The organism is Pantoea sp. (assembly GCF_039594315.1).
Lineage (GTDB): Bacteria > Pseudomonadota > Gammaproteobacteria > Enterobacterales > Enterobacteriaceae > Pantoea.
In genome coordinates this window covers 13,319-34,823 of sequence record NZ_JBCNNP010000020.1, presented here as the reverse complement: position 1 = coordinate 34,823, position 21,505 = coordinate 13,319, and the positions used below count along the sequence as shown (strand labels likewise).

Genomic DNA, 21,505 nt, shown 5'->3' with positions numbered 1-21,505 from the left:
AGGGCATCATGATGAGAACCGAGCGTTTTGATTTCGATGAAATTGTCGATCAAGCCCATTTCTACCGACAGTTTAGCGATCGTTTTGCGCTGGCCGATCTTGCCATCAACGATCTTGACGATCTTTGGGACGCGATCATAGGTGAGCAATTGCCGTTGCCGCTGGAGATTGAGTTTGTGAATCTGGGGAAAGGGCAGAAACGCCGGTATGGCGCATTGATCCTGCTATTTGATGAAGCAGAAGAGGAGCTGGAAGGCCAGCTCCGCTTCAATGTAAAGCAGTAGACCCAAAAAGGGCCCCGGCGAGCGGGGCCAAAGGGTTCGTCTTAATTGACGAGGAATTACTTATACAGCTCAGCGGTTAAGTGGTAGCTGTCGCCGGTTTTGGCTTCGATCACTTTATAAGCGCTGGCACCTTGCTCATCCGCTTTCTGCGAAAGCTGGGCACGATAATCCATTGGTGAACCGCCGGTACCGCTGATTGAGATAGTGCTGCCGGTAGGTTGCAGATTCTGCGCTGTTTCATCGGTTACCAGCTGTGCCGCAGAGGCACCGAAGGCGAACAGGGAAAGCAGGCTAGCAGTTGCGATGGTTGTTTTGATATTCATAATTTTTCTCCTCGTATAATCAACAACCTGCGGCAAAAAGAGGGGTAAGCGGGTCGTCGATCTCTTGTCTGGCGCCTACGCGGCGCCTGACGTTCGATGTTTAATTATTTGTACAGTTCAGCAGTGACGTGGAAGGTATCGCCACGGTTGTTCTCAATGATGCGGTAATGGCTAGCACCTTGAGCATCGGCTTTCTGTGACAGTTCCTGGCGTACGTTAGTCTGGTCACCGTCCACACCGCTCACGCTGATGGTTTGATTCAGTGGTTGCAGCTGTTCGGCTTGTTCATTTGAAACCAGGCTTGCGGCGCTAGCGCCAAATGACAGAACAGAAGCCAAGGTCAGTACAGCGATAGATAATTTGGTTTTCATGATTCTACTCTCCTGAAAATTGGGTTGGTAACCTGAGAGGCAAAGGCGTCTCAAACGGGTCACCCTTCACATTGCGTCTTGAATCAGTAACTTATTTGTACAGTTCAGCGGTAGCGTGATAGCTGTCACCGGTATTCGCCTCAATCACGCGGTAGGCTTTTGCACCTTGCTGATCGGCTTTATCGTTTAACTGCTGACGGATATCCATTGGAGAACCGCCCACGCCGCTGACGCTGATGGTGCCTGCGGGTTGCAGATTCGCTGCTTGTTCAGCATTGATAGAATCTGCTGCAAATGCACCAAATGACAGGGCAGAGAGAACACTTAATGTTGCAATAGTAGTTTTAACGTTCATGGTATTTTTCCTCGTCGTCTATTTTTATCTTTTTCTTTCGTGTGATTTGCATCACGAAACTAAGTATAGATCTAATCACCCATGAAATTAATATCCAGCTAATAATGTTTGGTTGTAATTCTTTATCCTTATGGCACTTTTTTAGAACGGTAAGTTATAAAAACCGCCTGGATATTAACCATAGCTTGTTATTTCAATGTAAAAACAATGATCTACATCAAATTATCTTTTAGTGCGAAAGATCATGGTTGATCCCGCTGGCTGATACGCCGTGAGAAGGGAATGACACTGAGCACATAATGTAAAGCAGTGTAAAATAGCGCAATAGGTTAAGCAGGGGGAAAAGGTCGTACCATTATTGAGATGGAATGATAACGCTCAGGTATATGGATAACCTATTATAAGAAAAGGATTTTGTGGCAAGAATGGCAGATAAGCGGTGCGCAGAAAGAGGTTACCGGCAGATGAACAGCCGGCAACGGGCAGGGTTTTATAGCTCTTGTTCGAATAAAACCAGAATGGCGTCGTACAGCTGTTTTACCGAGAAGGTGCGCGCTGGCGTAATAAAGATGGTGTCATCACCGGCGATGGTGCCGAGAATCCCTTCTGCTTTCCCGAGAGAATCCAGCAAGCGCGCAATCAACTGCGCTGCGCCGGGGCTGGTGTGAATCACGACCAAGGCATCGTTATAATCGATATCCAACACCAAATTCTTCAGCGGGCTGGTGGTGGTTGGAACGCCAAGCTCTGCTGGCAGGCAATACACCATTTCCATCTTCGCGTTGCGGGTACGTACTGCACCGAACTTGGTCAGCATGCGAGACACTTTGGACTGATTAATGTTCTCGAAGCCGTCTTCTTGCAGCGCCTGCACGATTTCGCCTTGGGAGCTAAATTTTTCTTCCTTTAATAAGGCTTTGAACGCCTTGATCAGGTCGTCTTGTTTTGATGGGTTTCGCATAAGCTACCAATAAGAGAGGGTTGCAGCAGGCAACAGGCCCACGGCAGATAAATTATTATGCATTTAGATGAATTTTTATGCAATCAATCTGATGTGAATTACTCGCAGGGCAGCGATCATAGCAGAATTTTATATCGCACGAAAATCGCGGGCTGACGCGCAAAGCGAAGGTTGCAAAGTTGTTATATTATTGAGGTGGTAACAACAATATTGATGATCATTGCCGTCCATTGTCTTCTGGCTGCGAATGAATCATTCAGGCGACTTCTGAAGTGGAGATGTCTCGGGAGCCGATCGATTGCGGCGTAGTGTTAAGTGCGCGACAGGTTTTGTCGCTATCGCCTGAGAAGTTGATTAAACTCGTAACCTGATGGATTTTCGGCATATCTCTGCCCCACCTTAATAAGGAGTTCAGGATGAAAGTTGCCGTTCTCGGTGCCGCTGGTGGTATTGGCCAAGCGCTTGCACTGCTGCTTAAAACTCAATTGCCCGCAGGTTCAGCCCTCTCACTATATGATATCGCGCCGGTTACGCCGGGTGTGGCGGTCGATCTCAGCCACATCCCAACCGCAGTCACGGTTGAAGGCTTCAGTGGCGAAGATGCGACACCCGCACTGCATGGTGCCGATGTGGTGCTGATCTCCGCTGGCGTGGCACGTAAACCCGGCATGGATCGCGCGGACCTGTTTAACGTCAACGCCGGTATCGTGCGCAATTTGATTGAGCAGGTTGCCAGCACCGCGCCGAAAGCGCTGATCGGCGTCATCACAAATCCAGTGAACACCACGGTGGCGATTGCCGCTGAAGTGCTGAAGAAGGCCGGCGTATATGACAAAAATCGTCTGTTTGGCGTGTCAACGCTCGATATCATCCGCGCCAATACCTTCGTCGCTGCGTTGAAAGGCAAGCAGCCTACTGAAATTGAGGTTCCGGTGGTCGGTGGACACTCGGGCGTGACGATTCTGCCACTGCTGTCGCAGGTAAAAGGTGTGAGCTTCAGCGATCAGGAAGTGGCTGATCTCACTAAACGCATCCAAAACGCCGGAACTGAAGTGGTGGAAGCCAAGGCCGGTGGCGGATCGGCAACGTTGTCGATGGGGCAAGCGGCGGCACGTTTTGGTTTGTCGCTGATTCGCGCGCTACAAGGCGAAGCCAATGTGGTGGAGTGTGCTTATGTTGAAGGCGATGGCGAATACGCGCGCTTCTTCTCTCAGCCGCTGCTGCTGGGCAAAAACGGTATTGTCGAACGTCGTCCATTGGGCACGTTGAGCGCCTTTGAACAGCAAGCACTAGACGGCATGCTGGATACGCTGAAGAAAGATATCGCGCAGGGCGAAGAGTTCGTGAAATAACCTTTCCAGCGCTGTTATAAAAATGCCCGGCAATTGCCGGGCATTTTGTTTTTATAATCCGCCAGACTTAAAGGTCTTACTGGCTGGAGTGCCGTTACTGGCCGGATTTTGCTTACCCAAGGTTTCCATGCGTACCTGGAACGGTGGGAACGGCATCTCAATGCCATGCTCCTCAAAGCCGCGCAGAATCAGCTGATGCAATTCGTGACGCAGCGGCATGCGATGTCCCATTTCCGCCGCGTGCACGCGCAGTTCAAACAATTGAATACCTTGTTGCAGATCGACAAGAAACACATCCGGCGCTGGCATATCAAGCACGTAAGTACAACGATCCGCCGCTTGTTTGAGGATGTTGGTCACTTCATCGCTATTCACTCGCGCCGGTGCTGGAATGGTGAGCACCACACGCGTTACTGAATCCGACAGCGACCAGTTAACGAATTGCTCAGTAATGAACGCCTTGTTCGGCACGATAATCTCTTTGCGATCCCAATCGGTAATCGTCGTGGCGCGCGTATTGATACGTGTGATGCTGCCGGTCAAATCACGGATGGTGACGGTATCGCCGATACGAATCGGCTTCTCAAACAGAATAATCAGGCCAGAAATAAAGTTGGCGAAGATCTCCTGCATACCGAAGCCCAATCCCAAACCTAACGCGGCAACCAGCCATTGCAACTTCGACCACTCAATGCCCATCATCGAGAAGCCGATCAGACCGCCGATCAGCATCAGGGCATATTTGGTTAAGGTGGTGATCGCATAACCGGTCCCCGGCGCCAGACTGAGATGTTGCAACAGCGCCAATTCCAGCAGCGCTGGCATATTGCGCACCAGTTGCGTGGTGATAATCAGCACCAGAATGGCAATCAGCACCGCACCCAGCGTAATCGCCTGCACGCTATCAACGCCTTGAATAGTTGTGGTGGCGTTCCATAACGGAATGTTATCGAGGAAGCTGAACGCAGAGTGAATCTCTGACCACAAGACAATCACCGAAACCAGCGCGATCAGCGTCAGAATCGAGCGCACCAAACGCAGCGACTGCGCGCTGATCTCATCCAGGTCGATACTTGGCTCATCAATTTCGATGGTGTCAGCATTGACCGGCGTTTGTTGTTCTTTCTCTTCTTCACTGCGCGCGCGGTTAGCCAGCATATCGGCACGACGCTGGCGTGCACGATCAAAGGCGATGCGGCGACGTTGAATCAGCATCCAGCGGCGAATGATGTGATAGACCACTAACAGGAAGAACCAAATGCCAACCGAGGTTTCTAGACGCGCAAGCAGCGCCTGCGCCGTGGCTAAATAACCGATGCAGGAAGCGAATGCCGCCACCAACGGAATGGCAATCAGCAGGTTCCACAGAATGCGGTTTACAAAGTTATCGCCATTGCCTTCTTTATCGAGATACAGCGGAATGCCTGCGCGTTTCAGGCTCACCGTCACGATACTCAGCGCGCCGCAAATCAGGATAAAGCACAGGCGGCCGAGCGTTGCGGAGAACTGCGGATCGTCGAGGTTGGCAAAGGCGATCAGCAACATAATCAGCGGCACAATCAAGCCGACAGTCAGCGAATAATAGCGCATGGCGCGCGCCACACGCGCTTGCGGCCAACGGAAATGCACTACGAACAAACCGTCGCTGCGGGCAAAGGCTTTGCTGATCATAAAGGCCCACAGCAGCGGTAGCGTGGCGGTGATGCCATCGCCAATCGCTACGGCGAACGGATACGGCCACGCATGCTGCAAACCATAACCGAGCGCGGCCCACAAAACCGGCAGCGGCAGCGCCACCAGAATCGACCAAAACACCGTACGCAACGTCAGGCTAAAGCGGTCTTGGGTCACTTTACCGACGCGGCTGGCAGAGCGCTGCATAAAGGCGTGGTAATGACGACGCGAGCTGATGCTGAAACCGACCAATAACACTGCGCCAATAATCGGCAGCACGGTTTCACGGTTGGTGAACATCATCGCCAGCGCTTTGCCGAGTTGACCTGCGGTATCCAACGACAGCAGGCGATTGAGATCCTGCGCCATTTCCATCGGGAAATTCAGGCCGATGGCGTTAACGTCGGCGGTCCAGAACAGATAGCGGTGCGTGGCGTCTTTCACTTCCACCAACGCATCCTGCAACTGGGTATTGGACACTTTGAGTTTGGTGATTTCCAGAATCAGCGTATCGCAGCCGGAGATCAGCGAATTCAGTAATTCGCGCTGGGTTTTCAACTGCGCTTCAAGGATACGCGTCTGATCGGCACTGAACGGTGTGCCGTCATCCTGCTTGGCTTTACGCAGTTCCTGCTGATGCTCTAACAGATCTTCATAATGCAGACGTTGGACACGCAGTTGCCCCATTTCGCTGTCAATCTGCTGCGATTTCGGCATTTCCGGCAAGCGTGCCACTTGCGCACGCAGCGCTTCTCCCAACAAGTTCGATACGCCGAGCCATTGCGACTGCTCACGCAACGTGCTCAGCGCCTGGCGCACTTGTAAGGTTTGGTTGGTGGCAAGCCGTTGCTGTGATGCCACCAGATCCATACGTTGCGCTTGCTGATTAAGATCGGCTGAAAGTTCGCGGTTGACGCGGAATTGATCGCTGATGGAACTCGGCAAATCGCCGCTGTTCTCGGCCAGTTGCTCGGTGCGCTCCAGCGCCAGTTCGGCTTCACGCTGACGCTGATTGTTGAGCTGATTGCGCAGCGCTTGCAGATAATTATCCAGCTGGGTGGCTTTGCGCTGATGCACTTCAGCGCGCATGCGCGCCAGTTCCTGACGATTGTTGGCGGAGAGTTGTGCCAGTTCGAGTTCATCAACGCGCGCTTTATTGGCAGCGTTTTCCGCCTGGCGCGCGTAGATCTGCGCCTGCGCTAAAGGAGTGGAGGCCGCCGATGCGCTCTGTACCCGGCGATCGCTTTCGGTCATCGCGCGACGTGCATCGGTTTGCTGTTGCGGCAGCTGTGAAAGTGAATCACTGATCTCGCGTGCGCGATCCTGCTCTTGCTGCGCCTGGCGGCCTTCTTCCAGCAGCTGGCTACTAACTTGCAACAATTCCTGATCCAACTCGGCGCTGCTCATGTTGCTGCGCACCGTTTTGCTGCTTTCCGTCAGCGTGGCGATTTGCTGACGTAATTCGCGCGACAGGCGCGGGAAATCATCAATCACCTGCTGATATTGCTTAGCCCGCTCCTGCGACTCGTCGCGTTCGGTGAGGAAGTTGATCGCCGCTTCCAGCGCCTGAACCTGTTCGGTTTGCGCAGGGGAATTTTTCGCGGATTTAGCCGCATCCAACTCTTGCTTGAGCTGGCTGGATTGCGGAACGGAGGCTGCAAATACAGAACTGCTGAGCACCAGGCTCAGCAGTAAAGAGAGAAAAACGCGCACGGGAGAGGTTCCGGTTATTTGCTGAGTGAGACGCTGTCGCCGGGCTGGGGCAGGGCGATAGCCAGCGGCTGACCAAGACGGGTTTTGCTCTCAGCTTCAAGACTTTCGGCCAATTTCACGCGATTTGGCGCGAACAGGTTGATCACCGTTGAACCCAATTTGAAGCGACCCATTTCCTGACCTTTCAGCAGCACAACCGCGCCATCATGATCGGCAGAAGGATAACGCCAGCGTTTGATCACCCCTTCGCGCGGCGGCGTAATGGTGCCAGCCCACACGGTTTCGATGCTACCAACAATGGTGGCACCGACAAGGATCTGCACCATTGGGCCGTGATCGGTATCAAACACACAGATCACGCGCTCGTTACGCGCAAACAGATTCGGAATGTTGCGAGCGGTCAGCGGGTTAACAGAATAGAGATCGCCTGGCACATACACCATTTCGCGCAGGACGCCGTTACATGGCATGTGCACGCGATGATAGTCACGCGGCGCGAGGTAAGTGGTAACGAACTCGCCGTCGTGGAATTGATCCGCCAGATCGTCATTGCCCGCCAGCAGCGCTTGCAAGCTATAAGTGTGGCCTTTCGCCTGGAAGATCTGATCGCCCGCAATGCGGCCTAATTGGCTGATCGCGCCATCGGCTGGCAGCGCCAATAAAGACGCGTCCGGATCGATAGGACGCGCGCCCTCTTTTAACGGGCGGACAAAGAAATCATTGAAGGTACGATAGCTGCCGGTATGTGGCTTGCTGGCTTCCGCCATATCCACTTTGTAGTACCAGACAAATATGTCGATGACCGCTTTAGTGAGCCAGCCACCACGACGACTCGCACCCCAACCGGCGAGTTCGGTGAGCCCTTTTTTGGGCAAAATATGATTCAGGCCGAGTTTAAAACGATCAAACACCGTTGCCTCCTGGCTTAATTACGTGTCGTTAACAAAAAGGGGGGCGGATTGTAACAGCGCCCCAGCTCATTGGCGAATGTGCCGTTGTACGCGTTAAATTTCGTCGGAGGAAAAGTTTTTACGCGTTTTTACCTGCGCCATACTCTCCAGAATTCGATGGTAGTTATCGAAGCGGGAAATATCGATAGCGCCGTTTTCTACCGCTTCGCGGATCGCACATCCAGGATCGGTATCGTGCTTGCAGTCACGGAAGCGGCAACTCCCGAGATATTCACGGAATTCGACAAATCCGCGAGTCACTTGTTCCGGTTCCAGATGCCATAATCCGAACTCGCGCACGCCGGGAGAATCGATCACATCGCCGCCAGCCGGGAAGTGATACAGGCGCGATGCGGTGGTGGTGTGCTGGCCGAGGCCGGAAACGTTCGAAACATCGTTGGTCAGTATTTCAGTGGCAACATCCAGACCTAACAAATTGTTCAACAGGCTGGATTTCCCCACGCCCGATTGACCGGCAAAGATGCTGACGCGGCCGGTTAACGCTTGTTCCAGCTCGACTAAACCATCTTTGGCATGGCTGGACACCATCAACACGCGGTAACCAATGTTGCGATAAATCTCCATCTGCTCATCGACAAAGGCGCGTCCTTCGGCATCCAGCAGATCGGTCTTGTTCAGCACCAGCAGCGGCTCAACGCCCAAGGTTTCACTGGCAACCAAGTAGCGATCGATAATGTTAAGCGACAGTTCCGGCAGGATCGCCGAAACGATAATGATCTGATCGATGTTGGCGGCGATCGGTTTCACGCCGTCGTAGAAGTCTGGGCGGGTTAAGACGGTTTTACGATCGTGAACGGCTTCCACGATCCCTTTGCCGCCGCCGATCGCTGCGCGCCACAACACGCGATCGCCGGTGACCAGCGAGCGAATAGTGCGGCGGATGTTACAGCGATGCACTTCGCCTGCGCTGTCTTCCACGTCTGCGTGCATGCCGAAACGGCTGATCACCACGCCATCGGCTGCCTCTCCAAACAGGCTATCATCGGGCTCCGGCTTATCGCTCCGTTGCTGTAGACGACGCTGATGGTTGGCGCTGACACGACGTTGTTGACCTTTCGACAGTTTGTTTTTACTCACGCATCCTCTCACGGCTCTCGCCAGGCTTCGCCCTGCTGGGCAAAACGTCTATGATACACCTGAAATGAGTTTAATGACGACTTTGGCAACAGGCGGGAAACGCATGACAGCGGGAAATGAAAACAATCTGATTTGGATCGACCTCGAAATGACCGGACTCGATCCGGAACGCGATCGCATTATTGAGATCGCCACCATCGTCACCGATGCCAATCTCAACATTCTGGCGGAAGGCCCGGTGTTCGCCGTGCATCAATCTGACGACCAGTTGGCGTTGATGGATGACTGGAACGTGCGTACCCACACCAACAGCGGTTTGGTGGCGCGGGTGAAAGCCAGCCAGCACGACGATCGGGCAGCAGAACTGGCCACCATTGAGTTCCTTAAACAATGGGTTCCGGCAAATACCTCGCCGATTTGCGGCAACAGTATCGGCCAGGATCGTCGTTTCCTGTTTAAGTATATGCCTGAGCTGGAAGCCTATTTCCACTATCGCTATCTCGACGTCAGCACGCTGAAAGAGCTGGCGCGTCGCTGGAAGCCGGATATCTTGCCTGGCTTTAAAAAGTCTGGCAGTCATCAGGCGTTAGATGACATTCGCGAGTCTGTTGCCGAGCTGGCGTACTACCGCGAACACTTCTTGCAGCTTTAATCAGCAAAGGGTGCGCAGGAAATCACCAGGTTGTCGATTAAAGCAGCGATCGCGCAGAAAGCGCAAAATTTTGCTTTTAGACTCTTGCGACTGAAAGGATTTCTCGTATAATGCGCACCCCGTACCGGTGAAGAATTTCATACGGTACACGGCGCGGGAATAGCTCAGTTGGTAGAGCACGACCTTGCCAAGGTCGGGGTCGCGAGTTCGAGTCTCGTTTCCCGCTCCAAAATTTGTATCGTAGTAGAAGTAACCTCTAATGCGGGAATAGCTCAGTTGGTAGAGCACGACCTTGCCAAGGTCGGGGTCGCGAGTTCGAGTCTCGTTTCCCGCTCCAGAGTTTGCAGTAAACCATCCAAATCACGGATTTAGTCAGTCGCTAACGCAGTCGACTAAAATACGAAGATTATGCGGGAATAGCTCAGTTGGTAGAGCACGACCTTGCCAAGGTCGGGGTCGCGAGTTCGAGTCTCGTTTCCCGCTCCAAATTTTTATATTCACTAATGTTATTTGCCCTAGGGCGCAATCAGATTTAAAACTGCTGCTGGTCGTTATCGATCTTAAGTACCACGTTTATTTCTGGAAATGTGCACACCTTGTTAGTCCGCATAATGCCTGTTGTTAGTTACTGTAGTTTTACAGGTTATCCACAATGTGCCTGCAACGTGCTGACGCTGTTTTCCCCTATCTACAAAACTGTTTTGAACAGAGTTATCCACAAGCTCTGGACATGCCCGTGCGCGCAAAACAGGACGTATCTATTTACATCTATAATGTAACTTATTGATTTGTGTTATGTTTAGGATGTTTCAGTGTGTGATTCTACTTACTGAACGAAATTACGATCTTCGTCACTTTACAGTTGGATAATGTTATTCACAGCATGTGGAAAAGCGTTTTATCCTGTGCGACTGCTCAATCACGCATCACGCGGCAAACCTTTTTCAACTGCGCGCACCAAGCGCTGTTTCTTCGCAGGCTGCACTTCCACCGCTTGTTCCGCGCGTTTCTCTAACTGCTGTGCAATTGCCCATTCGATATGCTCATCAAGCATCGGATGCTCACCGCTGCGCAGTTGTAATACCGCAATATTTTCTTCTGCCCAAGGTGCATTGCCCAATGCCACCGCCACGTTGCGCAGCCAACGCAGATGTCCAATACGACGAATCGCTGAACCTTCGGTGATGCGCAAAAATTTGGCTTCATCCCATTGGAACAAATCGGTCAGCGGCGGTGCATGTAATACGGCGCGCGGTGAGAAATCATCTTCGTCGGTCAGTTGGCCGTAGCGGTTCCACGGGCAGATCAGCTGGCAATCATCGCAACCGTAAATCCGATTGCCGATCAGCGGACGGAACTCTTCGGGAATTGCGCCTTCCAATTCGATGGTGAGATAGGAGATACAGCGACGCGCATCCACCACATAAGGTTCAACGATGGCGGAAGTGGGGCAGATGGTTATGCAGGCAACGCAGCGGCCACACTGTTCTTCTTGGGGCTGATCGACTGGCAACGGAATATCAATCAACAGTTCGCCGAGGAAAAACCACGAACCGGCTTCACGATTGAGAATCAATGAGTGCTTGCCAGTCCAACCTAATCCCGCTTTGGCAGCAATTGGGCGTTCAAGGATCGGTGCAGAATCGACGAACGGGCGAAAATTGAGTTCACCACAGTGCGCTTGAATCATTTCTCCAAGCTTTTTCAGTCGATTGCGTAATACTTTGTGATAGTCGCGCCCCAGCGCATAACGGCTAACGTAGCCCAGTTGCGGATTTTTTAAAGTGCTGGCAAACGCGGCTTTCGCTGGAAGGTAGTTCATGCGCACGCTGATGACGCGCAGTGTGCCGGGCAGCAATTCATGTGGACGCGCACGCATCATGCCGTGACGCGCCATCCAATCCATCTCGCCGTGATACTGCTTCTCCAGCCAGGCTTGCAGTTTGGGCTCTTCGGCGCTGAGATCGGTATCGCAAATACCAACCTGTTGGAAGCCGAGTTCGCGTCCCCACTGTTTAATTTGTTGAGCGAGCTGTTGAAGATCGAGAGGGTATGACATGAGAAACCAGGCAGTTGAAGCAAACGTCCGCAGTTTAACACACTCTGTCTGGCCTGCGCAGGCCATGGCGCAGCTGGAGCGCAATGCCGCCGATAGTCTGGGATTAACGCTGTACGAACTGATGCAGCGCGCCGGGCAAGCCAGTTATGAATTGGCGCGTCAATTATGGCCGCAAGCGCAGCATTGGTTGATTCTTTGCGGGCATGGCAACAATGGCGGCGATGGTTATGTGGTTGCGCGATTGGCGCAGGCAGCCGGTTTTAGCGTGACGTTGCTGGCCTGCGAGGGCAGCAAAGCGTTGCCGGAAGAAGCGCAGCAAGCGCGCGAAGCGTGGTTGGCCGCGGGCGGTGTGATTCATGCGGCCGATGCAATCTGGCCGGAACAGGTTGACGTGATCATCGATGCGTTGCTCGGTACTGGTTTAAATCGCGCACCTGCTGCGCCCTACAATCGCCTGATTACACTAGCTAACGCGCACGCTGCGCCGGTGCTGGCGATCGATATGCCTTCTGGTTTAATCGCGGCGACCGGCATCGCGCCGGGTGAAACGATGGTTGCCGATCACACGCTCAGCATGATTGCCCTGAAGCCGGGCCAACTTACTGGCAAAGCGCGCGATTATGTTGGTCGATTGCATCACGACGATCTCGGTTTAAGCGCGTTTCTGGCAGGAGAGCGCGCGCCAATCACCCGTTACGATGCGCAGGATCTATCGCGCTGGCTCAAACCACGTCGCGCCACCTCGCACAAAGGTGATAACGGGCGTTTAGCGGTGATTGGCGGCGACAGCGGCACAGCCGGCGCGATCCGTATGACTGGCGAGGCGGCCTTGCGCACTGGCGCTGGGCTTGTGCGTGTGCTGACACATGAAGATAATATTGCGCCGATTCTTACTGCGCGGCCGGAATTGATGGTGGATGCGCTGAACGAGGAACGTCTGGATCAGGCACTGGAATGGGCAGATGTGATCGCGGTTGGACCGGGGCTCGGTCAACGTGATTGGGCTCGGAAGGCACTGAAAAAGATTGCGATAAGTGAAAAGCCGATGCTTTGGGATGCGGATGCGCTTAACCTGCTGGCAATCAATCCTGATAACCGTCAGAATCGCATCATTACGCCGCATCCAGGCGAAGCGGCACGCTTGCTGGGCGTGAAAACCAGCGAAATTGAGAGTGACCGCATTGCGGCGGCTCAAGCCCTGGCGAAACGCTACGGTGGCGTTGTGGTGCTGAAAGGCGCTGGCACGATTATCGCCAGCGCGGCGGGAGAATTAGCGATTGCCGATGTCGGCAACGCAGGCATGGCGTCCGGCGGGATGGGCGATGTGTTAAGCGGAATTATTGCCGCTTTGTTAGGCCAGAAACTGACATTATTCGAGGCAGCCTGCGCGGGCTGTGTTGCACACGGCGCAACCGCCGATGCCGTTGCGCGTCAACGCGGAACTCGCGGCATGTTAGCCACTGATTTGTTCGAACTGCTGTGGCAGTTTGTTAATCCAGAGATGATCCAACAATAAAGCATGAAGACCTGTGTTATTTCTTTGCCCGATGAGGCGGCAACCCTGAATCTGGGTGCGCAATTGGCGCGCGTGTGTGACAGCGCGCTGGTGATCTATCTTTATGGCGATTTAGGTGCCGGTAAAACCACCTTTAGCCGAGGTTTTTTGCAGGCGCTCGGCCATCAAGGCAATGTGAAAAGTCCAACTTACACTTTGGTTGAGCCTTACGAACTCGGCTCGCGCACGCTGTATCACTTCGATCTTTATCGTCTTGCCGATCCCGAAGAGTTGGAATTTATGGGCATCCGCGACTATTTCAGCGGTGATGCGCTGTGTCTGGTGGAATGGCCGCAGCAAGGCACTGGCGTGCTGCCCGAACCGGATTTGGCGTTGACGCTGCGTTACGTCGATGCCGCGCGTGAAGCGGAAATCAGCGCGATTTCAGCCACTGGGGAAGCGTTGTTGCAGCAATTCCAGCAAGGCAGGGATTCGGCATGATGTCACGGATGAAAATCATTGTTCTGGGCCTGCTGTGTCTGTTTTCTGCTTCGGCGCTGTCAGCCACGTTATCCGATATCAAAGTGGATAACGGCGACAGCCAGGCGACCGTCACGCTGAGTTTTAACGGTCAGCCGGTTTACGGCTTCTTCCCGCTGCACAATCCCAATCGCGTGGTATTGGATATTCGCCAAAGCGGTGCGATTAAAGGTTTACCGTTGAATTTCAGCGGTGAAAATATCGTGCAGCGTATTCGTCACAGCCAACCGAAAGACAAGCAAAGCTTGCGTCTGGTATTTGAATTGACGCAAGCGGCGCAAACCCGCGCCACCACGCAGCGCGATGGCAATCAATATCGTGTGGTGTTCACCATTCGTGGCACGCAGCCGGCTAAGCGCGCCACCGCGCCGACCGCACCGGTTACCACCGCGCGCCAGACTGAAAGCCAGGCCAATCCGTTTAATGCCAATCCGGTCACTGCGGTGACCAGCAGCAATACTACCGTGCGTCCTGGCAGCGCTGTCAGTCGCAATGATGTGGTGATTGTGGCGATTGATGCCGGACACGGCGGCCAGGATCCTGGCGCGTCGGGTCAGCACGGCTTGCACGAGAAGAATGTCACCATCTCCATCGCGCGCAAATTGAAAGTGCTGATGGATCAAGATCCGATGTTTAAACCGGTGCTGACGCGTAACGGCGATTACTTCATTTCGGTGATGGGCCGTTCCGAAGTGGCGCGTAAAGAGAACGCTAACCTGCTGGTTTCGATTCACGCCGATGCTGCGCCAAATCACTCCGCGAGCGGCGCATCCGTTTGGGTGCTGTCTAACCGTCGCGCCAACAACGAAATGGCCAACTGGCTCGAGCAGAAAGAGAAACAATCTGAGCTGCTAGGCGGCGCGGGTGATTTACTGGCGAACAGTCAGGCCGATCCGTATCTCAGCCAGGCGGTGTTGGATTTGCAGTTTGGTCATTCACAGCGCGTCGGTTATGACGTCGCCGTTAAAGTGCTGCAACAGCTGCGCGGCATCACGCCGCTGCATAAACGTCTGCCGGAACATGCCAGCCTTGGCGTATTGCGTTCCCCGGATATTCCTTCTTTACTGGTCGAAACCGGCTTTATTAGTAACGCCGCGGAGGAGCGGCTGCTCGGCAGCAGCGCGTATCAGGAGAAAATTGCTCAGTCGATTTATAAAGGCTTACGCAATTATTTCCTCGCGCATCCGCTGCAATCGATCCCAAAGGAGGAAAACCGGCCGCTGGACAGCGTACCGGCGGTTAGCGTAGCCAGCAATCCGGCGAGCGGCACGGTGCAATATACCGGCGCAACCCAGCGTCATACGGTAACGCGCGGCGAAACGCTCTCCGGCATCGCCGCGAAGTATGGTGTGAGCATGGAAACGCTGCGTGACCTGAACAGCTTGAAGCGTGATGTGGTGTGGGTGGGACAGCGTCTGAAAGTGCCTGCCAAATCCAACGTAAGCGTAGCGGCGGCGAGCCGCCCAACCCGGCATAAGGTAGTGCGCGGCGATTCGCTGACGGCGATTGCAGCGCGCTATGGCGTGAGCTCGAAAGCCATCATGCAGGCGAATAATATGAAGTCGAGCAACGTGATGCTGGGGCAAAACCTAAAAATTCCGCAATCCTGATTGTTGGCTCCGCGTGAGCCAACCTGCCAGAGGATCTCCACCATGCCAATACAAATTTTACCGCCGCAGTTGGCGAACCAGATTGCCGCGGGCGAAGTGGTTGAGCGTCCGGCATCGGTCGTAAAAGAGCTGGTGGAAAACAGCCTCGATGCGGGCGCGACACGTATTGATGTCGATATTGAAAAGGGCGGTGCCAAGCTAATCCGCATTCGCGACAACGGTTGTGGCATCGCTAAAGCGGAACTGGCAATGGCGCTAGCGCGTCATGCCACCAGTAAAATCGCTTCGCTCGACGATCTTGAGGCGATCATGAGCCTCGGTTTTCGCGGCGAAGCGCTGGCCAGTATCAGCTCGGTTTCCCGCTTAACGCTAACATCTCGCACCGCCGAGCAAAATGAAGCCTGGCAAGCCTATGCGGAAGGGCGCGATATGGATGTGACGGTAAAACCGGCGGCACATCCCGTGGGCACTTCGCTGGAAGTGCTCGACCTGTTTTACAACACGCCCGCACGTCGCAAGTTCATGCGTACCGAAAAGACCGAGTTTACCCACATTGATGAAGTGATTCGCCGCATTGCACTGGCGCGCTTTGATGTGGCGATTTCGCTGAGTCACAACGGAAAATTGATGCGCCAATATCGCGCGGTCAACGACGATGCGCAGCGTGAACGGCGTTTAGGTGCGATTTGCGGCACCACGTTTATGCAACATGCGCTGCGTATCGATTGGCAGCATGACGATCTCGCGCTGCGCGGTTGGGTGGCCGATCCGAACGGTTCGCGCCAGGTGACCGACTTGCAATACTGCTACGTCAACGGCCGCATGATGCGCGACAAGCTGATCAATCACGCGATTCGTCAGGCGTATCAAACCCAACTGGGCGATGATCAGCAACCGGCTTACGTGCTGTATCTGGAGATCGACCCGCATCAGGTGGATGTCAACGTGCACCCAGCCAAGCATGAAGTGCGTTTCCATCAGTCGCGTTTGGTGCACGATTTTATCTGGCAAGGCGTGATGAGCGCATTGCAAGCCAGTCGCGCTCCAGAATTGCCGATCGCTCACGCCGAGGAGCCTGCGCCGAAATGGCAACCTGAAAACCGTCAGGCAGCGGGCGCTAACCACTTCGCACAACCGCGCAGTGGCGGTGTTGCTGGTGCCAGTGCCGGCTGGCAGAACAAAGAACCGGTTTACAGTGCGCGTGAAGGTTCTGCCTATAAACAGTTAATGAAAACGCCGCTGGTTGAAGCACCGCGTGCCGCAGCACCTGCTTCACCTGTTGCGCCAGCTCGTCAGCCAGAACCGCGTGAAACACCGCTGACTGCGCATGCGCAAAGTTTTGGTCGCGTGTTAAGCGTATTGCAAGATCGCTACGCGCTGCTGGAACGCGGCAATCAGCTGCAAGTGCTAGCGCTGGCGGTTGCTGCGCGTTGGCTGAAACAGGCCCAGCTGCAACCCGGAGAAGAGGGCTTAAAACCGCAGCCGTTGCTGATCCCAGTACGACTAAAAATTGCGGCGCCTGAACTGGCGGTAATCAGTGAACAATCGGCGCTATTAAACCTGATGGGCATTGATTTACAACGGGAAGGTCAGCATGTGACCTTGCGTGCCGTCCCTTTACCGTTACGAACACAAAATTTACAAATCTTGATTCCAGAACTGTTAGGCTACTTGGCCCGGCAGCAAGAGGTTTCTGCATCGATGTTGGCCCAATGGCTGGCTCGTCGTGATGATGCAGAAGACGCTCACTGGAATCACTCGCAGGCGATTGCACTGTTGGCAGAGCTGGAAAGGCTGTGTCCACAACTGCTGAAATCGCCGCCTTCAGGTCTGTTACAGACCATTGAGATTGAGAGCGCGATTAACGCGTTGAAGCATGAGTGAACTAAACCAGGCTAGCCGGCCAAAGGCAATTTTTTTGATGGGGCCTACCGCCTCCGGTAAGACGGCATTAGCGATTTCGCTGCGTCAGCAACTTCCGGTGGAACTTATTAGCGTTGACTCTGCCTTAATCTATCGCGGGATGGATATTGGCACGGCGAAACCGTCGGAAGAAGAGTTGGCATTGGCGCCCCATCGTTTGCTGGACATTCGCGATCCAGCGGAAGCGTATTCCGCTGCAGAATTTCGTCGCGATGCGCTGGCAGAAATGGCGGAAATCACCCAGAAGGGGAAGATTCCGTTGCTTGTTGGTGGAACCATGCTCTACTTCAAGGCGTTGCTTGAAGGATTGTCGCCGTTGCCCTCGGCCGATCCCGAGGTGCGTCAGCGGATAGAGCAAATGGCGGCGGAGAAAGGGTGGGAAGCCCTGCACCGCCAGCTGTGTGAAATCGATCCGGTCGCCGGTAGTCGTATTCATCCGAATGATCCGCAGAGACTTTCGCGAGCACTGGAAGTTTTTTTTATTTCGGGTAAAACTTTAACGGAACTGACAAAAACCTCCGGCGAAGCGTTACCCTACGACGTGTACCAGTTTGCTATCGCACCTGCGAGCCGCGAACTGATACATCAACGCATTGCGTTGCGTTACGACCAGATGCTAGCGTCAGGATTTGAAGCGGAGGCTCGTGCACTGTTTGCGCGAGGTGATTTGCATACGGACATGCCTTCCATTCGTTGTGTGGGTTATCGCCAGATGTGGTCTTATCTATCCGGTGAAATCGATTACGACGAAATGGTTTATCGGGGAATTTGCGCCACTCGGCAGCTCGCTAAACGCCAGATGACCTGGTTACGTGGCTGGCCTGAAGTTCACTGGTTAGACAGTGATGAGCCAGAGTTAGCGCGTAATGCGGTGCTTAAGGTAGTTAGTGCGTAGCAGGGATGATTGTGTACAATTGGTTCGTTATCGTGCGCAAATTTTTACGCAGTTTTTCTGAACCACGGTTCTTAAAGCAACAAACAACAAGCATATAAGGAAAAGATAGAATGGCTAAGGGGCAATCTTTACAAGACCCGTTTTTGAACGCATTGCGTCGTGAACGTGTACCGGTTTCGATCTATTTGGTGAATGGTATTAAGCTGCAAGGGCAAATTGAATCCTTTGATCAGTTCGTCATTCTGTTGAAAAACACGGTTAGCCAGATGGTGTATAAGCACGCCATCTCTACAGTGGTTCCTTCTCGTCCGGTTTCGCACCATAGCAACAACGCGGGCGGCAGCGGTGGTAGCAGCAACTATCATCACAGCGGAAGCAGCCAAGGCGCTCAGTCGCAGCCACAACAAGACGGCGATAACGCAGAATAATTTTGCGCTGCCGTAAAGCCAGGGCTGGGGAGCGATAACGTTTTCCCGTCCTGGTTATTTTATTTAGCGAGGTTATAGCTTGTTTGACCGTTATGATGCCGGTGAGCAGGCCGTACTGGTACACATCTGGTTCTCCCAAGACAAAGAGCTGGAAGATTTGCAGGAGTTTGAAACTCTTGTCTCTTCTGCGGGCGTTGAAGCGCTGCAAGTCATTACGGGCAGCCGTAAAGCGCCACATCCCAAATATTTTGTCGGTGAAGGAAAGGCAGTTGAAATTGCCGATGCGGTGAAAGCGAGTGGAGCATCGGTCGTTTTATTCGATCATGCCTTAACTCCTGCCCAGGAACGTAATTTAGAGCGTGTGTGCGAATGTCGTGTTGTTGACCGCACCGGCTTAATTCTTGATATTTTCGCCCAGCGCGCCCGTACCCATGAGGGTAAATTACAGGTCGAGCTGGCACAGTTACGCCATATGGCAACCCGCTTAGTGCGTGGATGGACGCACCTTGAGCGCCAAAAAGGCGGTATCGGTTTGCGTGGTCCGGGTGAAACCCAGTTGGAAACGGACCGTCGTTTGCTGCGCAATCGAATTAGCCTGATCCTTTCTCGCCTTGAGCGTGTTGAGAAGCAGCGCGATCAGGGCCGACAATCACGTGCAAAAGCCGATGTGCCTACCGTTTCTCTGGTGGGATACACCAACGCAGGCAAATCTACCCTGTTTAATGCGATCACTTCCGCTGATGTTTATGTAGCAGATCAGCTATTTGCGACGCTTGATCCGACCTTACGTCGCCTGAATGTGGCCGATGTTGGCGAAGTGGTTTTAGCGGATACCGTTGGGTTTATTCGTCATTTGCCGCATGACTTAGTCGCCGCGTTTAAAGCCACGTTGCAAGAAACGCGTCAGGCAGCGTTGCTGCTGCATGTGGTTGATGCGGCTGATTTACGCATCAATGACAACATTGAAGCCGTGAATGAAGTGCTGGCAGAAATAGAATCCGATGAAATTCCAGCACTGATGGTGATGAACAAAATCGATATGTTGGAAGGCTTTGAGCCGCGTATCGATCGCAACGAAGAGAACCAACCGATTCGCGTTTGGTTATCCGCACAAACCGGACTCGGTTTGCCGTTACTGTGGCAGGCGCTTTCTGAGCGTTTAGCCGGAGAAATTGCGCAATACGATTTACGCCTGCCGCCAGAAGCAGGCCGTTTACGCAGTCGTTTTTACCAGTTACACGCAATAGAAAAAGAATGGAATGAAGATGATGGCTGTGTGAGTTTGCACGTGCGTATGCCGATTGTTGATTGGCGTCGTTTATGCAAACAAGAGCCGTCGCTAGCTGATTATATTGTTTAACATTGCCCAAACGCCTTTACTCAATATCTTGAAGATTGTCGTTATTATCGTTGCAGGCCGCGTGTGCAGGATTTAACCGAATATTTCGGATTCCAGCAAGGCGGCAACTAAGTGAATCCCAGGAGCTTACATCAGTAAGTGACTGGGGTGAGCGAAGGCAGCCAACGAAGCTGCAATCCGAAAGATGAAGGGTAAAAAACGTAAATACAATAAATGGAGTAGAGACATGGCGTGGAATCAGCCCGGAAATAACGGACAGGACCGCGACCCGTGGGGAAGCAGCAATAATCAAGGCGGCAACTCTGGGGGAAATAAAGGAGGGCGCGATCAGGGGCCTCCTGATCTGGATGATATCTTCCGTAAGCTGAGTAAAAAACTCGGCGGATTGGGCGGTGGCAAACAGAATGATAATGGCCAGCGCAGCGGCGGTAGCGGTGGCAAAGTGGTTGGCATTGTTGCCGTCGCGGCAGTAGTAATCTGGGCGGCCAGCGGTTTCTACACCATCAAAGAAGCAGAACGCGGTGTGGTTACGCGCTTTGGCAAATTCAGCCATCTGGTTGAGCCAGGCCTTAACTGGAAACCGACCTTCATCGATCAGGTTCGTGCGGTCAACGTTGAAGCGGTGCGTGAATTGGCGGCTTCTGGCGTGATGTTAACCTCGGATGAGAACGTGGTGCGCGTTGAGATGAACGTACAGTATCGCGTCACTGATCCTGAGCGTTATTTGTATGCGGTGACCAGCGCTGACGACAGCTTGCGTCAGGCGACGGACAGCGCATTGCGCGGCGTTATTGGTCGTTCAACCATGGATCGCATCCTGACTGAAGGCCGTACCGTGGTGCGTAGCGAAACCCAACGCGAGCTTGACGAAACCATTCGTCCTTACAACATGGGCATCACGCTGCTTGACGTAAACTTCCAGGCGGCGCGTCCACCAGAAGAAGTTAAAGCCTCGTTTGATGATGCGATTGCTGCACGTGAAAACCGTGAGCAGTACGTGCGTGAAGCCGAAGCCTATTCGAATGAAGTGCAGCCGCGTGCTAATGGTCAGGCGCAGCGTATCCTGGAAGAAGGTCGCGCTTACAAAGAACGTACTGTGCTTGAAGCACAAGGTGAAGTGGCACGTTTCGCCCGTCTGTTGCCAGAATATAAAGCGGCACCAGAAATCACTAAAGAGCGTCTTTACATCGAAACCATGGAACGCGTGTTGAGTCACACTCGCAAAGTGTTGATCAGCGATCGTGGTAACAATCTGACGGTTCTGCCATTGGATCAGCTGATGCGCGGTGGTCAGGCATCAGGCCAGAGCGGCAACAAGACGACAAACCTGATGAAGTCGCCTTCGTCTTCCGGCAGCAACGCGAGCCGCAGCGACACTTCATCATACAGTCCAGACAGCATCATGGATCAGCGTCGCGCCAATGCGCTGCGCAACGATACCCAGCGCGAAGGGAGGGAGTAA

Annotated in this window: 19 protein-coding genes and 3 tRNA genes; 14 read left to right on the top strand and 8 right to left on the bottom strand. The window is 53.4% G+C overall.

Annotation, left to right across the window (positions count from 1 at the left end):
* Window positions 1-11: 11 nt before the first annotated feature.
* Window positions 12-284, top strand: a complete 273-nt coding sequence (locus ABDW13_RS13420) for a hypothetical protein (RefSeq protein WP_343553081.1) — start codon at window positions 12-14, stop codon at window positions 282-284.
* Window positions 285-340: 56 nt separating this feature from the next.
* Here the strand turns inward: ABDW13_RS13420 and yhcN (ABDW13_RS13415) are convergent, their stop codons facing one another.
* The 4 genes from yhcN (ABDW13_RS13415) to argR all read right to left on the bottom strand — a co-directional run bounded on the left by yhcN (ABDW13_RS13415) (window position 341) and on the right by argR (window position 2,294).
* The gene (yhcN, locus tag ABDW13_RS13415; protein WP_343553051.1) at window positions 341-607 is read right to left on the bottom strand and encodes a peroxide/acid stress response protein YhcN; all 267 of its coding nucleotides are present in this window, start codon (window positions 605-607) and stop codon (window positions 341-343) included.
* Between the two features lie 104 nt (window positions 608-711).
* Complete coding sequence (locus ABDW13_RS13410) at window positions 712-978, bottom strand: YdgH/BhsA/McbA-like domain containing protein (RefSeq protein WP_343553050.1); 267 nt, start codon at window positions 976-978, stop codon at window positions 712-714.
* Between the two features lie 91 nt (window positions 979-1,069).
* Complete coding sequence (gene yhcN / locus ABDW13_RS13405; protein ID WP_256697598.1) at window positions 1,070-1,333, bottom strand: peroxide/acid stress response protein YhcN; 264 nt, start codon at window positions 1,331-1,333, stop codon at window positions 1,070-1,072.
* 490 nt (window positions 1,334-1,823) lie between these two features.
* Window positions 1,824-2,294, bottom strand: a complete 471-nt coding sequence (argR, locus tag ABDW13_RS13400; RefSeq protein ID WP_008101964.1) for a transcriptional regulator ArgR — start codon at window positions 2,292-2,294, stop codon at window positions 1,824-1,826.
* A 416-nt stretch (window positions 2,295-2,710) separates the two neighbouring features.
* On the opposite strand from argR, the gene mdh reads away from it, so the two are divergent.
* A complete protein-coding gene (mdh, locus tag ABDW13_RS13395) occupies window positions 2,711-3,646 on the top strand; it encodes a malate dehydrogenase (RefSeq protein ID WP_343553049.1) in 936 nt (311 codons plus the stop codon).
* A gap of 51 nt (window positions 3,647-3,697) precedes the next feature.
* On the opposite strand, the gene mscM is transcribed toward mdh, so the two are convergent.
* The 3 genes from mscM to rsgA form a co-directional block, all read right to left on the bottom strand.
* Entirely contained in the window at window positions 3,698-7,033 is a 3,336-nt protein-coding gene (gene mscM, locus ABDW13_RS13390) for a miniconductance mechanosensitive channel MscM (protein ID WP_343553047.1), read from the bottom strand.
* Between the two features lie 14 nt (window positions 7,034-7,047).
* Complete coding sequence (gene asd, locus ABDW13_RS13385) at window positions 7,048-7,944, bottom strand: archaetidylserine decarboxylase (protein ID WP_343553046.1); 897 nt, start codon at window positions 7,942-7,944, stop codon at window positions 7,048-7,050.
* A gap of 93 nt (window positions 7,945-8,037) precedes the next feature.
* The gene (gene rsgA / locus ABDW13_RS13380) at window positions 8,038-9,081 is read right to left on the bottom strand and encodes a small ribosomal subunit biogenesis GTPase RsgA (protein ID WP_343553045.1); all 1,044 of its coding nucleotides are present in this window, start codon (window positions 9,079-9,081) and stop codon (window positions 8,038-8,040) included.
* A 103-nt stretch (window positions 9,082-9,184) separates the two neighbouring features.
* Between rsgA and orn the strand changes: the two genes are divergently transcribed.
* From orn to ABDW13_RS13360, 4 genes are all read left to right on the top strand, one after another.
* A complete protein-coding gene (gene orn, locus ABDW13_RS13375; RefSeq protein WP_049851240.1) occupies window positions 9,185-9,733 on the top strand; it encodes an oligoribonuclease in 549 nt (182 codons plus the stop codon).
* A gap of 153 nt (window positions 9,734-9,886) precedes the next feature.
* Window positions 9,887-9,962: transfer RNA gene (locus ABDW13_RS13370), tRNA-Gly, on the top strand.
* A gap of 32 nt (window positions 9,963-9,994) precedes the next feature.
* A tRNA-Gly gene (locus ABDW13_RS13365) sits at window positions 9,995-10,070 on the top strand.
* A 73-nt stretch (window positions 10,071-10,143) separates the two neighbouring features.
* Window positions 10,144-10,219, top strand: a tRNA-Gly gene (locus ABDW13_RS13360).
* A 433-nt stretch (window positions 10,220-10,652) separates the two neighbouring features.
* Here ABDW13_RS13360 and queG read toward each other — a convergent pair.
* Window positions 10,653-11,792: a tRNA epoxyqueuosine(34) reductase QueG gene (gene queG / locus ABDW13_RS13355; RefSeq protein ID WP_343553042.1), complete on the bottom strand. Its 1,140-nt coding sequence runs from the start codon at window positions 11,790-11,792 to the stop codon at window positions 10,653-10,655.
* Here queG and nnr point away from each other — a divergent pair.
* The 8 genes from nnr (at window position 11,791) to hflK (ending at window position 21,505) form a co-directional block, all read left to right on the top strand.
* Window positions 11,791-13,308, top strand: a complete 1,518-nt coding sequence (gene nnr, locus ABDW13_RS13350) for a bifunctional ADP-dependent NAD(P)H-hydrate dehydratase/NAD(P)H-hydrate epimerase (RefSeq protein ID WP_343553041.1) — start codon at window positions 11,791-11,793, stop codon at window positions 13,306-13,308. The two genes, queG and nnr, sit on opposite strands and share 2 nt — an antisense overlap.
* A 3-nt stretch (window positions 13,309-13,311) precedes the next feature.
* Window positions 13,312-13,788 carry a tRNA (adenosine(37)-N6)-threonylcarbamoyltransferase complex ATPase subunit type 1 TsaE gene (tsaE, locus tag ABDW13_RS13345; RefSeq protein ID WP_343553039.1) on the top strand — a complete coding sequence of 159 codons (477 nt, stop codon included), beginning with the start codon at window positions 13,312-13,314 and terminating at the stop codon, window positions 13,786-13,788.
* Window positions 13,785-15,437, top strand: coding sequence for an N-acetylmuramoyl-L-alanine amidase AmiB (gene amiB / locus ABDW13_RS13340; RefSeq protein WP_343553038.1), 1,653 nt, complete (start codon window positions 13,785-13,787; stop codon window positions 15,435-15,437). Before tsaE ends, amiB begins: the two co-directional genes overlap by 4 nt.
* 42 nt (window positions 15,438-15,479) lie before the next feature.
* Window positions 15,480-17,321, top strand: coding sequence for a DNA mismatch repair endonuclease MutL (gene mutL, locus ABDW13_RS13335; RefSeq protein ID WP_343553037.1), 1,842 nt, complete (start codon window positions 15,480-15,482; stop codon window positions 17,319-17,321).
* The gene (miaA, locus tag ABDW13_RS13330; protein ID WP_343553035.1) at window positions 17,314-18,255 is read left to right on the top strand and encodes a tRNA (adenosine(37)-N6)-dimethylallyltransferase MiaA; all 942 of its coding nucleotides are present in this window, start codon (window positions 17,314-17,316) and stop codon (window positions 18,253-18,255) included. Before mutL ends, miaA begins: the two co-directional genes overlap by 8 nt.
* Window positions 18,256-18,365: 110 nt before the next feature.
* Window positions 18,366-18,683 (top strand): RNA chaperone Hfq, encoded by a 318-nt coding sequence (gene hfq, locus ABDW13_RS13325; protein ID WP_007892010.1) that lies wholly within the window; start codon window positions 18,366-18,368, stop codon window positions 18,681-18,683.
* A 79-nt stretch (window positions 18,684-18,762) separates the two neighbouring features.
* A complete protein-coding gene (gene hflX, locus ABDW13_RS13320) occupies window positions 18,763-20,043 on the top strand; it encodes a ribosome rescue GTPase HflX (protein ID WP_343553034.1) in 1,281 nt (426 codons plus the stop codon).
* A 226-nt stretch (window positions 20,044-20,269) separates the two neighbouring features.
* Window positions 20,270-21,505, top strand: a complete 1,236-nt coding sequence (gene hflK / locus ABDW13_RS13315) for an FtsH protease activity modulator HflK (protein ID WP_343553033.1) — start codon at window positions 20,270-20,272, stop codon at window positions 21,503-21,505.

Excerpts from the sequence above, each read along its gene's own strand:
- ABDW13_RS13420 (WP_343553081.1), top strand. The coding sequence starts at position 12 with ATGAGAACCGAGCGTTTTGATTTCGATGAAATTGTCGATCAAGCCCAT.
- yhcN (WP_343553051.1), bottom strand. The coding sequence starts at position 607 with ATGAATATCAAAACAACCATCGCAACTGCTAGCCTGCTTTCCCTGTTC.
- ABDW13_RS13410 (WP_343553050.1), bottom strand. The coding sequence starts at position 978 with ATGAAAACCAAATTATCTATCGCTGTACTGACCTTGGCTTCTGTTCTG.
- yhcN (WP_256697598.1), bottom strand. The coding sequence starts at position 1,333 with ATGAACGTTAAAACTACTATTGCAACATTAAGTGTTCTCTCTGCCCTG.
- argR (WP_008101964.1), bottom strand. The coding sequence starts at position 2,294 with ATGCGAAACCCATCAAAACAAGACGACCTGATCAAGGCGTTCAAAGCC.
- mdh (WP_343553049.1), top strand. The coding sequence starts at position 2,711 with ATGAAAGTTGCCGTTCTCGGTGCCGCTGGTGGTATTGGCCAAGCGCTT.
- orn (WP_049851240.1), top strand. The coding sequence starts at position 9,185 with ATGACAGCGGGAAATGAAAACAATCTGATTTGGATCGACCTCGAAATG.
- nnr (WP_343553041.1), top strand. The coding sequence starts at position 11,791 with ATGAGAAACCAGGCAGTTGAAGCAAACGTCCGCAGTTTAACACACTCT.
- queG (WP_343553042.1), bottom strand. The coding sequence starts at position 11,792 with ATGTCATACCCTCTCGATCTTCAACAGCTCGCTCAACAAATTAAACAG.
- tsaE (WP_343553039.1), top strand. The coding sequence starts at position 13,312 with ATGAAGACCTGTGTTATTTCTTTGCCCGATGAGGCGGCAACCCTGAAT.
- amiB (WP_343553038.1), top strand. The coding sequence starts at position 13,785 with ATGATGTCACGGATGAAAATCATTGTTCTGGGCCTGCTGTGTCTGTTT.
- mutL (WP_343553037.1), top strand. The coding sequence starts at position 15,480 with ATGCCAATACAAATTTTACCGCCGCAGTTGGCGAACCAGATTGCCGCG.
- miaA (WP_343553035.1), top strand. The coding sequence starts at position 17,314 with ATGAGTGAACTAAACCAGGCTAGCCGGCCAAAGGCAATTTTTTTGATG.
- hfq (WP_007892010.1), top strand. The coding sequence starts at position 18,366 with ATGGCTAAGGGGCAATCTTTACAAGACCCGTTTTTGAACGCATTGCGT.
- hflK (WP_343553033.1), top strand. The coding sequence starts at position 20,270 with ATGGCGTGGAATCAGCCCGGAAATAACGGACAGGACCGCGACCCGTGG.